General features: G+C 46.3%; 12 protein-coding genes. 9 read left to right on the forward strand and 3 right to left on the reverse strand.

Annotated elements, in window-relative coordinates; all coding sequences use genetic code 11:
• The first annotated feature begins 17 nt into the window (after positions 1 to 17).
• From ABDW33_RS09965 to ABDW33_RS09975, 3 genes are read left to right on the forward strand one after another with little or no spacing between them, the layout of a single operon-like run.
• A complete protein-coding gene (locus ABDW33_RS09965) occupies positions 18 to 1,223 on the forward strand; it encodes a molybdopterin molybdotransferase MoeA (protein ID WP_343689912.1) in 1,206 nt (401 codons plus the stop codon).
• Between the two features lie 15 nt (positions 1,224 to 1,238).
• On the forward strand, positions 1,239 to 2,681 hold the full coding sequence (locus tag ABDW33_RS09970) for a DUF1800 domain-containing protein (RefSeq protein ID WP_343689913.1): 1,443 nt from the start codon (positions 1,239 to 1,241) through the stop codon (positions 2,679 to 2,681).
• Between the two features lie 10 nt (positions 2,682 to 2,691).
• On the forward strand, positions 2,692 to 3,894 hold the full coding sequence (locus ABDW33_RS09975) for a DUF1501 domain-containing protein (protein WP_343689914.1): 1,203 nt from the start codon (positions 2,692 to 2,694) through the stop codon (positions 3,892 to 3,894).
• Here the strand turns inward: ABDW33_RS09975 and ABDW33_RS09980 are convergent.
• The 3 genes from ABDW33_RS09980 to ABDW33_RS09990 form a co-directional block, all read right to left on the reverse strand.
• Positions 3,891 to 4,394 carry a hypothetical protein gene (locus ABDW33_RS09980; protein ID WP_343689915.1) on the reverse strand — a complete coding sequence of 168 codons (504 nt, stop codon included), beginning with the start codon at positions 4,392 to 4,394 and terminating at the stop codon, positions 3,891 to 3,893. The two genes, ABDW33_RS09975 and ABDW33_RS09980, sit on opposite strands and share 4 nt — an antisense overlap.
• 131 nt (positions 4,395 to 4,525) lie before the next feature.
• Positions 4,526 to 6,583: an OPT/YSL family transporter gene (locus ABDW33_RS09985; RefSeq protein ID WP_343689916.1), complete on the reverse strand. Its 2,058-nt coding sequence runs from the start codon at positions 6,581 to 6,583 to the stop codon at positions 4,526 to 4,528.
• Between the two features lie 126 nt (positions 6,584 to 6,709).
• Positions 6,710 to 8,404 (reverse strand): peptide MFS transporter, encoded by a 1,695-nt coding sequence (locus ABDW33_RS09990; protein WP_343689917.1) that lies wholly within the window; start codon positions 8,402 to 8,404, stop codon positions 6,710 to 6,712.
• A gap of 174 nt (positions 8,405 to 8,578) precedes the next feature.
• Here ABDW33_RS09990 and purD point away from each other — a divergent pair, with 174 nt between their 5' ends.
• The 6 genes from purD (at position 8,579) to rodA (ending at position 15,955) form a co-directional block, all read left to right on the forward strand.
• Positions 8,579 to 9,856: a phosphoribosylamine--glycine ligase gene (purD, locus tag ABDW33_RS09995; protein ID WP_343689918.1), complete on the forward strand. Its 1,278-nt coding sequence runs from the start codon at positions 8,579 to 8,581 to the stop codon at positions 9,854 to 9,856.
• Positions 9,857 to 10,153: 297 nt separating this feature from the next.
• A complete protein-coding gene (locus ABDW33_RS10000) occupies positions 10,154 to 11,176 on the forward strand; it encodes a rod shape-determining protein (RefSeq protein ID WP_012787871.1) in 1,023 nt (340 codons plus the stop codon).
• Positions 11,177 to 11,250: 74 nt separating this feature from the next.
• Complete coding sequence (gene mreC / locus ABDW33_RS10005) at positions 11,251 to 12,141, forward strand: rod shape-determining protein MreC (protein ID WP_343689919.1); 891 nt, start codon at positions 11,251 to 11,253, stop codon at positions 12,139 to 12,141.
• Positions 12,138 to 12,647 (forward strand): rod shape-determining protein MreD, encoded by a 510-nt coding sequence (gene mreD, locus ABDW33_RS10010; protein WP_343689920.1) that lies wholly within the window; start codon positions 12,138 to 12,140, stop codon positions 12,645 to 12,647. The genes mreC and mreD overlap by 4 nt, the downstream gene beginning before the upstream one ends.
• A 57-nt stretch (positions 12,648 to 12,704) precedes the next feature.
• On the forward strand, positions 12,705 to 14,663 hold the full coding sequence (mrdA, locus tag ABDW33_RS10015; RefSeq protein ID WP_343689921.1) for a penicillin-binding protein 2: 1,959 nt from the start codon (positions 12,705 to 12,707) through the stop codon (positions 14,661 to 14,663).
• A gap of 2 nt (positions 14,664 to 14,665) precedes the next feature.
• Positions 14,666 to 15,955, forward strand: a complete 1,290-nt coding sequence (gene rodA, locus ABDW33_RS10020) for a rod shape-determining protein RodA (protein ID WP_343689922.1) — start codon at positions 14,666 to 14,668, stop codon at positions 15,953 to 15,955.
• The last annotated feature ends 43 nt before the right edge of the window (positions 15,956 to 15,998 follow it).

Here is a 15,998-nt window from a genome sequence, read left to right on the forward strand (position 1 = left end):
GCTGTTAACATATGCTAATGGATGTCATCGCTGCCTATGCTGCCGTTATGGGGATAGCCAGAGACTTCGGAATGGAACAGGTGCCATTTACCTCCGCTAACGGAAGGGTACTCCGTGAACCCATACTTTCCGATCGTGACTTCCCGCCCTACGACAGAGTCATGATGGATGGGATTGCCATCAATTTCGAAGCCTATGCCAAAGGCCAGACTGTATTCGGTGTTGAAGATATGCAGGCCGCTGGTATGCCGCGCAAGCAACTGGGCAGCATGGCTGATTGTATGGAAGTGATGACCGGCGCCATTTTACCGGAACTAACTGATACCGTCATTCAATACGAACACCTGGAAATGTCGGAACACGATGGTTTCCGGCGCTTTACTATCAAAGCCGGCGTTGCACAAGGACAGCACATTCACCGTCAGGGAGCCGATGCTGCCGCTGGCCAGGTGTTGATCGCAGCCGGTACCCGTATCACTGCCGCAGAAATAGGCATACTGGCCGCTGTGGGGAAAACAATGGTGAGCGTAAGCCGCTTGCCTAAGGTGGGCATCATTGCTACCGGCGATGAACTGGTACCTGTTTCGGAAACCCCTGATATCCACCAGGTGCGTATCTCTAATTCTTATACACTCGCCGCAGCACTACAAACAGAACTGGGTATCCAGGCTCCCTGTTATCATGTCAATGACGATATACCCGCTATTCAGCAGTTATTGGGATCGTTGCTGGATCATGATGTTCTCATCTGCACAGGAGCCGTTTCCGCCGGTAAGTTCGACCACCTTCCACAGGTATTGGAAGAGCTGGGTATGCAGCTGGTTTTCCATAAAGTACAACAACGCCCGGGAAAACCTTTCCTGTTTGGTTATTTTGAAAATGGACCTGTTGTATTCGCGTTACCTGGCAATCCTGTGTCAGGGGTAATGTGTTGTTTTCGTTATGTTTTACCCTGGCTCAAGGCATCTTTGCAGATCACTACTACCCCTGAGCCATATGCTGTTTTGGGCGCAGACGTCCATTTCAAGCCTCCATTGACCTATTTCATGCCTGTGCGTTTGCACCCTGTAGCCGGTGGCCAGCTCATTGCCTTGCCACCACCCTATCACGGTTCCGGAGATCTGGCAGCTTTATTGCAGGCAGATGGATTTCTGGAATTGCCATCAGAAAAGGAAATGTTTGAGAAAGGCAGTAGTTATCCCGTATGGAGATTCAGATCCTGATTTAAAAACAAAACTATGGTCCCTGAAAAATTACAGATGCAGCACCTCGCATGGAGGGCTGGCTTTGGAGAACGCTATCCTGTGATAGCAGATTGGACCCACCGGCGCCGCAAACAAATTGTGAGCAAGATCCTCATTGGTCCTGCTAAAGACGAGACCACACCTATTAAGATCATTGACCAGTCCGACCTTCCTGATTACAGAAAGAAAAAAGACCTGGATGCCGACACCCGCAAGATGGTGCAGCAAATGAATACACAGGGTATCAAGGATCTCAACGTTTCGTGGGTAGACGAAATGGTACGCAGTACCCATCCCCTGCGGGAGAAAATGGCACTCTTCTGGCACGGACACTTTGCCTGCCGCACACAAAATGTGCTGTTCAACCAGCAATTGCTGAATGTGATCAGGGTCAATGCCCTGGGCAATTTTGGTGACTTGCTCACCGCTGTTTCCAAGACACCTGCCATGTTGCAGTTCCTGAATAATCAGCAGAATAAAAAAGCGCATCCCAATGAAAACTTCGCCCGCGAGGTAATGGAACTTTTCACCATGGGACGTGGCAATTATACAGAACAGGATATCAAAGAAGCTGCCAGAGCATTCACCGGTTGGGCTTTTGATGATGACGGCAACTTTGTGTTCAGAGAAAAAACACATGACGAAGGTGTGAAAAACGTGCTGGGTAAACAGGGCAACTTCAATGGTGATGACGTATTGAAAATACTCCTGGAGAAGAAAGCAACCGCCCACTTCATCACTGCCAAAGTGTATAAATTCTTTGTAGACGAAGAAACACCAGATGCTGAGAAAATCAATACACTCGCTGATAAATTCTATAACTCCGGGTACGATATCAAAGAACTGATGCGCAACATCTTCATGGCAGACTGGTTCTACGATAGTCAACTAATCGGCACACATATCAAATCTCCCATCGAATTACTTGTTGGTTTTCGCAGAACAATTCCTGTCGATTTTGACCGGGAAGAAGTGATGATCTCTTTCCAACAGGTATTAGGCCAGACATTGTTCTATCCGCCAAACGTAGCCGGGTGGCCTGGTGGAAGAAACTGGATCGATAGCTCCAGCTTGATGTATCGCATGCAGTTACCATCGATGATCCTTTATGAAAAAGATTTCAATATCCAGCCAAAAGAGATCACACCGGAAATGGGAATGGGTAGTTACAAAGTGACGCAGCAGGTGAATGAAGCAGCAAGAAAACAATACGCACGAAAGATCAAAGGTGTGATTCACTGGGATGATTACCTGCAGGATTACAAAGACGTCACGCGCGATGATCTGGCTGCTACTATCGCAGATACGCTCCTGCAGAATAGTAAAAATGTCAGCAGGAAGATCCTGGAGAACTATGCTGACATTACATCCAGAGAGCAGTTCATTAAGACAGTCACCATCGCTGTGATGAGTACACCCGAATATCAATTGTGTTAAAACTTATTGTATGTTAATATTGAACAGGCGTCGTTTTTTACAGGCAGGTTCACTGGCCTCTGCATCTTTGTTCATACCAAAGTTCCTGAAAGCATTGGAAAATCCGGCACATGTCATGGTGCCGCCAGGCAATAAAGTCCTTGTCATTATCCAGTTGTCCGGCGGTAATGACGGTTTAAATACCGTAATACCTTACCGGAATGATATCTACTATCAACTTCGTCCCAGCCTGGGTATTCAAAGAGAGAAAGCCTTGTCGCTCACAGATGAAACAGGTCTGCATCCTGCCCTGGTAGGCATGAAAGCATTGTATGATGATGGGGGAATGGGCATCCTGCAAAATGTAGGGTATCCTAATCCCGATCGGTCACATTTCCGCTCTATGGACATCTGGCAGTCTGCCAGTGATGCTGCCGATTACTGGGGCAATGGCTGGGTAGGCCGTTATCTGGATGCACAATGTAAGGATTGCGATAAACCTGTGCAGGCACTGGAAATAGACGATACATTGAGCCTGGCCATGAAGGGCGAATTCCAGAAGGGATTAGCCTTTAATGATCCCGCCAGGTTAAGTGCAGGCATGAATGCAGGTCTTTACAATGACCTCATGCGTCAGCATCACGATGAAGAAACCAATGTAGATTATCTCTACAAGACGCTTGGAGCGACGCTATCATCTGCTAATTACATTCAAAAACAATTCAAAACATACGATACCAAAGAAACTTATCCCTCCACACAGCTGGGCAAGAGCCTGCGTACCATTTCAAAACTGATCATGTCGGACATCAGTACCAAAGTATACTATGTATCTCATGGTAGTTTTGATACACATGTCAACCAACAGGCACAGCAGCAAAACTTGTTCAAACAGCTGGATGATGCAGTTACGGTATTTGCCAGAGATCTGAAGAACAACAACCGCTTCCAGGATGTAGTGGTCATGACTTTTTCTGAATTTGGCAGAAGGGTGGCGCAGAATGCCAGCAATGGAACAGACCATGGCACGGCTAATAGCATGTTCCTGATCGGTGGTGGGTTAAAGCAACAGGGCTTACTGAATGAGGGACCTGATTTAACAAATCTGAAAGATGGAGACCTGCAATACAAAGTCGACTTCAAGCGTGTATATGCCACACTGCTCAACAAATGGTTGGCGGCAGATGACAAAACCATCTTAAAGCAGCACTACGACTATTTATCTTTTATTTAGAGTGTATCTCTGACAAAGACGGCTCTGATAAAGCCTTTTCTAAGTGTCTTGGGTGAGATGGTACCGGTACTGTCTACCAGTTCTCCGTCAAAAGACCCTTCAATAAGGGTATCCACTACTTTGGAGATATTGAAGTTGAGTTCACCATAGGTATAATTTGCCTGCAGGTTGTAATCAATACCTTCAAAACCAAGCCGCATACTATTGCCCTGAATGGTGGACGAATAATTGCCGGGCTGAATGTTGGATGATCCTGAGATCAGGGAAAACCGGATTGACTCACCATGATTACCGGTAGCGGTGATATGGAGAATGGGGTAGTCGTTGGTAGCATCGTTATCTGTGAGATTAGCTGGAGAGAGTACCGCAGTTGGGTTTTCCGCGAGCACAATCAGACTGTCTGCCTGGAACGAAGTGAATTTTCTGATGGGTTCGTTATCGTCGTGCTTGCAGGCGCTAATCAGTAATACAATTCCGGCTAAAGCAAATAATTGGCGCATGTGATTTTGGGTTTATATACCTAACGAATAATGTAAGAGGTTAATTGTCAACCGATAATTAAAAGTAAATAAAAAAGCGTTTTTGACCATCGGCCAAAAACGCTTTTTGTATTTTATAAGGAAATATTCCTTTAAGCAGTAGCTTCTTTTTTCGTTGCAATGCGATAGAGCACCCATCCCATAAACACGAATCCGATCACCCCAAGTATATAATAGCCTTCTTCACCCAGTGAGCCGGATAGCGCATTTTCAAAGTTCATTTTATCCAATGCACCAGCAGTGCTGTTAAAGCCAGCCATGATCGCAATGATCACACCAGCCACCGCGCCACCAGCTACCAGACCTGTTGCAAAAAGATTACCCTTGCCCAGCTCCTCTTCTTCGGCAGATAATTTGATGTTCTTTTTCTTGTTTCTGTTATCAACAAAACCACGAATTGCGCCACCAATAAAGATTGGCAGGGTAGTAGACAATGGCAGGTAAGCACCTACTGCGAAAGACAGTGATTTGATACCACACAGTTCCATCACGATGGAGAGGAATACACCTACAAGTACAAACTGCCAGTCAAGGTTATAAGACAGGATACCTTTTGCCAATGTCGCCATCAGGGTACCTTGTGGCGCAGGAAAATAAGTACTACCAATTGCGTGGTCAGTGACACCATTTGCTATCATTGCCGCAGTAGGCTTATCCAGGAATTTTACGGTTAAACCGATCACGATCGAAGATACGATTGCACCAATGAACAGTGACAGCTGCTGGTACATAGGCGTTGCACCTACAATATAGCCAGACTTGAGATCCTGCGATGTTCCGCCGGCATTAGCAGCAGCAATACAGATCATACCTCCTACAACCAGTGCCATTGGCTCATATACTTTACCACTCCAGCCTACAGCAATGAACACCAGACAGGTACCCATCAGGGTCGCGATGGTCATACCAGAGATGGGATTGTTGGAAGAACCGATCAAACCTACGATTCGGCTGGATACTGTTACGAAGAATGCTCCAAAAACAACTACCAGCAAACCTACCAGCAGTTTTTTACCTACAGAATCTCCCGGCAGCTGTGGCAAAAATGCCATCAGGATGATCAGGGCAATGCTACCAAATAATACCAGTTTCACATTCAGGTCTCTTTCCGTACGTGGTACTTCAGCATTGGCACCATCTTCACCTTCACTTTTCTTCAGTGAACCAAGGCTACCTTTAAATGAAGAGATAATAGTCGGAATGGTTTTAATCAGGGTAATGAAACCACCTGCTGCTACCGCACCAGCACCAATCTGACGAACATAAGCAAAATAGATGGCCGCAGAGTAGTCAGCGAAAGTGTGTGTAGCTGGGTTCCAGTTTCCTTTTCCCCCTGGAGTGGCCAGGTCAGCCAGGTAACCCAGTTTTACCAGCTGGGTAGCAATCAGGTCGCCAGGCAGCAAACTTGCCAGCAAAGGAATTAATACCAGCCAGGACAATACACCGCCCGCTACCAGTACGCCGGCAATACGGGGCCCAATGATATAACCCACACCCAGGTATTCAGGGGTAATGTCAGCACTTATTTTAGCAGAAGGGAAGAATTTATTTACCTGTTTGGTCATATAGGCAGGTGTTTCCGCAATCACGTGAAATACCTTTTGGAACAGTGCATATACTACCGCAAAGCCAAGACCATAAAACGCAGTTTTGGCAAAATCGCCCCCTTTCTCTCCTGCGATCAATACATCACCACAGGCAGTACCTTCAGGGTAAGGAAGGGTGTCATGCTCTTTTACGATCAGGGATCTGCGAAGCGGGATCATCATCAGGGTACCAAGAATACCACCAAAGATGGCCAGGATGAGGATCGTGAAATAATTAAAATACTGATCACTGTTCTTATCAGACAGGAACAAAAAGCCCGGTAACGTGAATACCACACCCGCAGCAATAGACTCACCTGCTGAACCGGTGGTCTGAATAATGTTGTTTTCCAGAATAGTGGTCTTAAAGAATCTCCGGCCAAGTGTGATAGCAATAACGGCGATCGGAATAGACGCGGAAACCGTTAAACCCGCTTTCAGTGCCAGATACACTGTCGCGGCGCCGAATATAATACCAAACATGCAGCCCAGTAAAATGGACTTGACCGTAAATTCCTTCATCTTCACCTCAGGTGAGACAAAAGGCTTAAAATTATCTGCCATAATAAGTGTTGGTGGGTATAGTTAGATTTTGTTCGGGGGGCAATATAGCATTATATGCCCTTTTATCCATAAAAAAACGCTTCTGCCAGCCGGCAGAAGCGTTTTTTCCACTTAGTGGACATATTATTAAATACCGCCAGTCTTCTCTTTTACCACACCAGCGATCCATTTACTGATCATCATCATCACGACAAAAGCAATCGCTGCCGCTACGGTCAGGATCATGAAGTACACCTTCTTGTCTGTAAAGCTATCCCAGAACGTACCCATCATACCAGCTACTTTGCCGGCAATAGAGTTCACCAGGTACCAGCCACCCATCATCAGCGCCGTGAGGCGGGGAGGCGACAGCTTGGATACCATAGATAATCCGATCGGACTTACCAGGATTTCGCCCACCGTGAAAATTGCGTAAGTACCTACCAGGAAGGCCATAGAGCTCTTATCCACGTATACATTGGTCATAGAAGCCGCAAAGATCATGAGCAAAGAAGATAAACCGGCAATGAAGATACCCATTGCCACCTTTACTGGGGTAGTTGGTTCCTTTCCTCTCTTGGCCAGCCATGCGAACAGGCTAAGGACTAAAAGTGTAAATAGTACAATAAATCCAGGGTTGGCAGACTGGAAGATCTCCGTAGAAATCAGTTTCATTTCTCCGCTGGTAGGCCATTTATCCTTCGGGAGGTTCTGGAAGTAAGGATCCGGACCCTGTACTGTAATGGTGTTGCCCTTTCCATCAGTCACAGCACGGAATTGTGCATCGATCTGTGTTACAGGATGTGGATGGGTGGTCACTGTTTGCAGCATCCCCATTGGTTTAGCCACCTTTTCTACACTTTCAGACATGGAGCGGTCGGTATACTGATCGGCCCAGATAGTGAGACCCGTGCTATTCTGGTTATATATTACCCAGAACACGATCGCTACTACAAAGAATGCCAGCAGGGCACCCAGTCCGCGCTTGTCTTCCTTGTTCGCAGTGGTGTACAAACGGATATAAAATACGATGATCGGTACACAGGCAAACATGAATGCATCGATGGATGGAGTACCGAATAAAGGATGGCCCAGGAACTGGTGAATAAAGTAACCCAGTATAGCAGCAATTAAAGCCGGTAGCAATACAAGGCCGAGGATCTTGCTCATCGGCATATCATCCTTCTGAACAGGCTTGCGGATATCTCCTTCGGCAATCACCTTGGATTTGGCCACAAAGATGAACAAGCCAATCAGCATACCAACACCCGCAGCAGCAAAGGCATAACCCCAGCCCAGGGAGTTGCGGAGGTAAGCAGCCACAAAGTTACAGATGAAAGCACCGATATTCACCCCCATATAGAAGATGTTATAGGCAATATCTTTCTTAGGTTTCAGGTCTTCCCTGTTATAAATGTTACCCAGTATAGTACCGATGTTGGGTTTGAAGAAACCATTCCCGATAATAATCAGGGTCAGGGAAATGTACATAGCAGTTTCTCCGGGAAATGCCAGTCCGAAATAGCCGGCGGCAAGCAGGGTGCCCCCTAAGATAACCGCTCTGCGATAGCCGAGATATCTGTCGGCCATCAGCCCTCCAATGAATGGCGAGAGGTAAACCAATGCAATATATGTACCTACAAGGTCAGAAGCGTGGCCGTTGGTAAAGCCTTTACCGCCATTGGCAGTTGGATCTATCAGGTATAGGAAGAAGATCCCGATCATCAGGTAGTACCCGAAGCGCTCCCACATTTCCGTAAAAAAAAGAACATAAAGGCCTTTGTGATGGCCACTATTCTGTTTTGGTGTAATTACAGGCTGCTCAACTGCAGATTGAGTCATAATTGGTCAGTTTTGTTGATAAGTAAGTCCTATGAATGCGGCAAGATAAATAAATTAGGCTTTTTATATAGAAAAATGGTGTTTTTGGTTAAATTTTGGCCTTTCTTTGCAAAAAATTTGGAAGAACGGGGCAGAAATGGCTGAATTCGCTCAAATTACACACTGATATACAATATGAAGATTTTACTATTAGGAAGTGGTGGCCGGGAACATGCACTGGCCTGGAAAATGACTCAAAGCACTTTATGCGAACAGTTGTTCATCGCCCCCGGTAATGCCGGAACTGCCCAACATGGACAGAATGTAGACATTGCGGTGTCCGACTTTGAAAAGATAAAGGCTTTTTGTCTTGAAAACGCCATTACCCTGGTAGTACCTGGTTCTGAAGAACCGCTGGTAAAAGGGATCTACGATTTCTTCCAGCAGGACGAAGCTTTGAAACACATTCCCGTAATGGGACCTTCTGCATATGCTGCACAACTGGAAGGCAGTAAGGCATTTGCAAAGCAGTTCATGAGCCGTCACAACATTCCAACTGCCGCCTACAGGGAATTTGACGAAAGCACTTACGAAGAAGGGGTTGCTTATCTGCGTCAGCATACTACACCGATCGTACTCAAGGCCGATGGCCTGGCTGCCGGTAAAGGTGTTGTAATCCTGGAAGATCGCGAAGCTGCGGTGACAGAGTTCACCCAGATGATCCGCGAGGCGAAATTTGGAGATGCCAGCAAAAAGGTAGTTGTGGAACAATTCCTTTCTGGCATAGAATTATCTGTATTTGTGCTCACGGATGGCAAAAGCTACCAGCTACTGCCGTCCGCGAAAGACTATAAACGCATTGGCGAGGGTGACACCGGCCTGAATACTGGTGGTATGGGAGCTGTATCCCCTGTTCCATTTGCTGACAAAGCATTCATGGACCAGGTGATCGAACAGGTTGTAAAACCAACGGTAGATGGGTTGGCTAAAGAGAACATAGTTTATAACGGCTTTATTTTCTTTGGGTTGATTAAAGTGGATGGTGCTCCTTTTGTGATAGAATACAACTGTCGCATGGGAGATCCTGAAACTGAAGTAGTGATGCCCCGCCTGCAAAATGACCTGCTGGAGCTGTTTCAGTCAGTGATAGACGGTAAACTGTCTGCACAAAAAATCTATGAGGATAGCCGCGTGGCCACCACAGTAATGCTGGTAGCCGGAGGATATCCGGAAGCGTATGAGAAGGGGAAGATCATTACCAACATTCCTGGGCAAACACAGGATCAGCTGGTATTCCAGGCAGGTACAAAGGCATCCGGTGGTGATATCCTCACCAATGGCGGCCGGGTACTCACCATCACTTCACTGGCTTCTGATCTGGGTATTGCGTTGTCGCATAGCCGGCAAACCGCAGAATCTATTGATTTTGAAGGCAAATATTACAGGAGGGATATTGGATTCGAGTTCGTGTAAGCCCAGCACGGATAGCCTGTGGCTATGCAGGCACCGTTACTGTCGCATAACTCATTCATTCATAGAGAGCAATACCATTACATTAACGATCATTCGTTTAAGCGTTTTCGAGAGTCATACTATACCGGCTGATTAGTTGTTTTTAAACGTTGCAACTACTAACCGGCTCATCAAATACAATAAATAACATTTTTTAATATTATAGTTGTATTATTGAGAAAACATACAATTTTAAGATTGTATATTCGTTGGAATTATTCATTTTTGCACACAATAATATTTTGACCATATTAAGCAATGGGGTTCTTTAATTTTTTAACACAGGAAATAGCGATTGACTTAGGTACAGCTAATACGCTGATCATTCACAATGACCAGGTGGTGGTGGATGAACCTTCCATTGTTGCTATAGAACGCGCTAGCGGGAAAATTGTGGCTGTTGGTAAGAAAGCCATGATGATGCACGAAAAGACACATGAGTACCTGCGCACCATTCGTCCCCTGAAAGATGGTGTAATCGCGGACTTTAACGCAGCAGAAGGTATGCTTCGTGAAATGATCAAACTGGTGTATCCAAAGAAACCTTTGTTCTCTCCTAGCTGGCGTATGGTAATCTGTATTCCATCCAGCATTACAGAAGTAGAAAAACGCGCCGTACGCGACTCTGCTGAACAGGCAGGCGCTAAGGAAGTGTTCTTAATACATGAACCGATGGCCGCTGCGCTGGGTATCGGTATTGACGTAGAAGAACCGGTAGGTAACATGATCATCGATATCGGAGGTGGTACCACCGGTATCAGCGTGATCGCCCTCGCTGGTATTGTATGTGACCAAAGTATCCGTATCGCCGGTGACGAATTTACCGCCGACATCATGGAAGCCCTGCGCCGCTATCATAGCCTGCTGATTGGTGAAAGAACTGCTGAGCAGATCAAGATCCAGATCGGTTCTGCACTGAAAGAACTGGACAACCCACCAGATGACGTAGCCGTAAATGGACGTGACCTCGTTACCGGTATTCCTAAACAGATCATGGTATCTTACCAGGAAGTAGCCGAAGCGCTGGACAAATCTATCTTCAAGATCGAAGAAGCCATCCTGAAAGCACTGGAAACAACACCTCCCGAACTGGCTGCCGATATCTACCGCAGAGGTTTATACCTGACCGGTGGTGGTGCACTGTTACGCGGCCTGGACAAACGCCTCACCCAGAAGATCAAATTGCCCGTTCATGTGGCTGATGATCCGCTGCGCGCCGTAGTAAGAGGTACCGGTATCGCACTGAAACACGTAGGTAAGTATCCGTTCCTAATGCAATAATAAAGAGAGGCCTGCAAAACAGGAAGTTCAACAAACTACCAGCTTTGCAGGCTTCTTTATAGAAATAAAATCCTGTGCGTAATCTCATCATTTTCTTAAGGCGCTATTTTAATTTTTTTCTGTTCCTGCTGCTGGAAGTGATCTGTTTAGTGCTGGTCTTCCAGAACAACGATTTTCAGAAAACAGCTTACCTCAATTCCGCCAATAACATCAGCGCCAGGTTATACGAACGTTACAACAACGTAGAATACTACTTTCACCTGAAAGCAACAAATGACAGTCTGGTAAAAGAGAACGCCCGTCTGCACAACATGCTGCGCACAAGTTTTGACACTGTTATCCTCGACAATATTGTAAAAAATGATACCCTGCGTCAGTACGGTACTGATACCACCCGCAGGGTGATCAGCACTTCTGTACGCCGCTACCTGTACAAAGCAGCCAAGGTAGTCAACAACTCAGTGACCAATCCAATCAATTATATCACCATCCACCGTGGCAGTGCCGATGGCATCCGCCGAAATATGGGTGTAGTTGGGCCAAGTGGTGTAGTAGGTATCGTTCGCAGCGTAAATGAACACTATGCAGTGGTGCTTTCCCTGCTCTCCAAAGGTCGTAACTTTGGTACCAGCGCCCGCCTTAGCCGTGGCAAAGAAATGGGTATGGTTCGCTGGCATGGCGGCGAAGCCGGTTACGCTACCATGGAAGATGTGCCTAAAAGCGTACACCTCGTAAAAGGTGATACCGTAGTCACCAGTGGTTACTCCGCCTTCTTCCCTGAAAATATCCCGATCGGTTACGTAGAATCAACCGAAGAGGTAGACAAAGCCAGCACATCCTTCAATATCAGGATCCGCCTGGCAACGAACTTCTACAATCTGCAATATGTGTATGTAATTGACAACCTCTTGCAGGATGAACAAAAATCTTTGGAGGATTCAACTTACAAGATGATCAAACAATGAGCATACTGTTAAGAAATATAATTCGTTTTGTGCTTTTGCTGTTGCTGCAGGTATTTGTTCTGAACAGAATTTTGCTGCACCAATCTATTAGCTTCAACCTCTATTTACTTTTCGTGCTGCTGTTGCCCTTTAACCTGCCTCGTCCGGCACTCATGTTGCTGGCGTTGCTCATGGGCCTCAGCCTCGATATGTTTATGAATACAATGGGTATGCATGCCGCTGCCTGCGTATTCATTGCCTACCTGCGACCTTTCATTATCAATGTCCTTTCACCACAGGGTGGATTCGAAACCACACAGAGAACACCTTCCATGACAAGCATGGGAGTATCCCAGTTCCTGATCTATGCAGCTATTCTGGTATTCCTTCACAATCTGGTTTTCTTTTCACTGGAGGTATTCAATGTAGGTAGCTTCTTGTATCTGCTGTTAAAGATCGTCTTCTCTACCGCTGCGAGCATTTTCCTGATCGTGCTGTATGAGCTGTTGTTCTTTTCGAGGAAGTAAAATGTATAGTATCTTTATAAAGAAGGATACTTTTGTTAATAATGCATCTCCGGGGAAATGTCTGTTTATAACCAACCCAGAAAACGGGTCATACAATTTATATTCCTTGGCATGGTCGTACTGATCATGACAAGGCTTTTCTTTTTACAGATCGTCGAAAAGAAGTACTCCAAGCTGGCAGATGCCAACGCGGTACTCCGCAAAGTAGTTTACCCAAGCCGTGGTATTATCTTCGATCGCAAAGGTCGTAGTATCCTTAGCAACGATATCATGTACGACCTGGTCGTAACACCTATCAATGTCAAAAACATCGATACGGCTTACATGTGCCAGATCCTGAATATCAACAAAGAAGAATTCAGAAAACGTATCACCGCCTCCATCCTTAAAAATGGCAGCCGCCGCGTTTCCGTATTCGCTCCCCTGCTCTCCCCCGAAGCCTTCGGTAAATTGCAGGAAAGCATGTATATGTTCCAGCCCGGATTTGAACTGGTTCCCAGACAGATCCGCTCCTATCCATTTGCCGCCGCTGCAAATATCTTAGGGTATATCGGCGAAATCTCCCCCCAGATGATGCAACGCCCGCAGTATGCGGATTATAACCAGGGAGATTACCTGGGTATGACAGGCCTGGAAAGAACTTACGAAGAAGTGCTGATGGGACAACGTGGTATTCAATACCTCGTAAAAGATAACCTGAACCGCCCGCAGGGCCCTTACGAACACGGGGAGTTCGATACCGCCGCCATTGCCGGCAAAAACCTCCGCCTCTCGTTAGATGTCGATCTGCAGGTGCTGGGCGAACACCTCATGCGTAATAAAATTGGTAGCGTCGTAGCCATCGATCCGCAAACAGGAGGTATCCTCTCTATGGTGAGTGCACCTACATTCGACCCAAACCTGTTGACCGGATCTTTCAGAGCACGCAACTTTAGCCGCCTCTTTACCGATACTACCAAACCACTCTTTAACCGTGCCATCCAGGCAGGCTATCCACCGGGATCTTCCATGAAACCGCTGACCGCCCTGATCGCACTGGATGAAGGCGTTATTACACCCAGCTACGGTTTCCCTTGTTTTGGCGCATATACCTACTGTGGTCGTCCTATTGCCTGTACCCACCACAACCCCGGTCACGCAGCCAACCTGCGACTGGCTATTGCCAATTCCTGTAACGCATACTTCGTGCACCTGTACAGGCTGGAAGTGGATGCACCTAAATGGGGTGGTGTGAAAAAAGGACACCAGAAATGGCATGACTATATTTCTTCGTTCGGTCTCGGTCACAGACTGGGTATCGATATTCCGAGTGAGTCAGGTGGTAAAGCCATCGATACAGCTGGTATGAATAAATTGTACCGTGGCCAGTGGAACTCCTGTTCAGAACTGTATGTAGGTATGGGCCAGGGGCAGGTAGTAGCCACACCCTTACAGATGGCCAATGCCATGTGTATCATCGCGAACCATGGCTCCTATTATGTACCTCACTTCGTGAGCAGCATTGACAACGATAATACCCACCTGCTGGATAAGTATAAGGAAAAGCACGTGGTTGCCCACGTATCAGATACTTCTTACCGTTCAGTAATCTATGGAATGGAGGATGTGGTGGAAAAAGGTACTGGTATGATCGCCCGTATCGACAACATCATTGTGTGTGGTAAAACAGGTACTGCGGAGAACAATGCCATTGTAAACGGTAAGCTCACCAAACTGAAAAACCACTCCGTATTCGTAGCTTTTGCGCCAAGAGACAATCCAAAGATCGCCATTGCTGTAATAGTGGAAAATGCGGGTTTTGGTGCTACCTATGCTGCTCCTATCGCCAGCTTGATGATTGAAAAATACCTGAACGATACCATATCATTAAAACGTAAGCCGCAAATGATGAAAACATTGAATGATGTGACCATCGATCCTGTGGTGAGAGAGAAGTCCAAGCTGGATTCGCTGAACGGAGCTTCGGCAAAAATGACAACAGAACAAATACTTAAACTCTATTTTCCGAATAACTAATTATGAACCGCCGGCAGCAATTAAAGCTTACAGAAGGTATCGACTGGCCTATAATGGGGCTCTATCTGGCATTGGTGTTCGTTGGCCTGTTATCGATCTTTGCTGCTGAGTACAGAGAAGGCGATAATATCTGGAACGATATCATCCACCTGAATAAAAACTACTCCCGTCAGATTATGTGGCTGGGCGTATCCGCCATATTGGCTACCATTATCTGGCTCACAGATAGTAAATTCTTTACCGCTACCGCCAATCTGCTATATGCTGGCGGTATCTTATTATTGCTGTTGGTAATTGCGATCGGTAAAGATGTAAAGGGGTCACATTCCTGGCTGGTAATAGGCGGGTTCCAGTTCCAGCCTGCGGAGTTGACGAAACTATGTACTAACCTGGCTTTAGCTAAATACCTCTCCTCGCTGGAAACGGATTTTACCAAACTGAGGGCGCGGCTGATCGCCGCAGCACTGGCCCTGATCCCTTGTGCGATCATTATCCTGCAGGATGAAACAGGTCTTGCGTTGGTGTATTTCTCTTTCTTCCTCGTCATGTACAGAGAAGGTTTGCCTGCAGTACTGCTGGTGATTGCATTCTCGGGAATTGTGTTAGTACTGTCAGCACTATTGGTGGATAAGAATATTCTCTTTTATATATTCACAGGTATTACCGCGCTTGTTATTTATTTCATGCGCAGGGATATCAGAAGGCACCGGTCAAAACTGGCCCTGATTGTTGGTATCTATGCATTCTGTTCCGTGTTTGTAATGTTCATCGTGCCTTTTGCATTTACCAAAGTGCTGAAAGACTACCAGGTAAAACGTATTAACGTAATGCTGGGTAAAGAGAACGATCCGAAAGCAACTTACAATACAAGGCAGAGTATGATCGCCATCGGTTCGGGTGGTGTGATCGGAAAAGGATACCTGAAAGGAACACAAACGAGATACGACTTCGTACCGGAACAAAGTACCGACTTTATCTTCTGTACAGTAGGGGAAGACTTTGGTTTCCTGGGCTCCCTGATCTTTATTGGCTTATATGTGGCACTGCTCTTACGGATCATATTTGTCGCTGAACGACAGCGATCGACATTTAGCCGGGTGTATGCATACGGGGTGGCCAGCATCATCTTCTTCCATATGGCCATCAATATATCGATGACGATTGGTCTGGCGCCGGTTATCGGTATCCCATTGCCGCTCGTGAGCTATGGTGGTTCGTCACTGATGACATTTACGATGTTGATCTTTATTATGCTCAGACTGGATGCCGACAGGCAGATGGTGTTACGGTAATATATATATTGCCACAGGAATACTCATCCAAAGGAACGCTCCT

This window comes from Chitinophaga sp., assembly GCF_039596155.1.
Lineage (GTDB): Bacteria > Bacteroidota > Bacteroidia > Chitinophagales > Chitinophagaceae > Chitinophaga.

Coding starts and splice junctions, on each gene's coding strand:
- ABDW33_RS09965 (WP_343689912.1), top strand. CDS start 18: ATGGATGTCATCGCTGCCTATGCTGCCGTTATGGGGATAGCCAGAGAC.
- ABDW33_RS09970 (WP_343689913.1), top strand. CDS start 1,239: ATGGTCCCTGAAAAATTACAGATGCAGCACCTCGCATGGAGGGCTGGC.
- ABDW33_RS09975 (WP_343689914.1), top strand. CDS start 2,692: ATGTTAATATTGAACAGGCGTCGTTTTTTACAGGCAGGTTCACTGGCC.
- ABDW33_RS09980 (WP_343689915.1), bottom strand. CDS start 4,394: ATGCGCCAATTATTTGCTTTAGCCGGAATTGTATTACTGATTAGCGCC.
- ABDW33_RS09985 (WP_343689916.1), bottom strand. CDS start 6,583: ATGGCAGATAATTTTAAGCCTTTTGTCTCACCTGAGGTGAAGATGAAG.
- ABDW33_RS09990 (WP_343689917.1), bottom strand. CDS start 8,404: ATGACTCAATCTGCAGTTGAGCAGCCTGTAATTACACCAAAACAGAAT.
- purD (WP_343689918.1), top strand. CDS start 8,579: ATGAAGATTTTACTATTAGGAAGTGGTGGCCGGGAACATGCACTGGCC.
- ABDW33_RS10000 (WP_012787871.1), top strand. CDS start 10,154: ATGGGGTTCTTTAATTTTTTAACACAGGAAATAGCGATTGACTTAGGT.
- mreD (WP_343689920.1), top strand. CDS start 12,138: ATGAGCATACTGTTAAGAAATATAATTCGTTTTGTGCTTTTGCTGTTG.
- mrdA (WP_343689921.1), top strand. CDS start 12,705: ATGTCTGTTTATAACCAACCCAGAAAACGGGTCATACAATTTATATTC.
- rodA (WP_343689922.1), top strand. CDS start 14,666: ATGAACCGCCGGCAGCAATTAAAGCTTACAGAAGGTATCGACTGGCCT.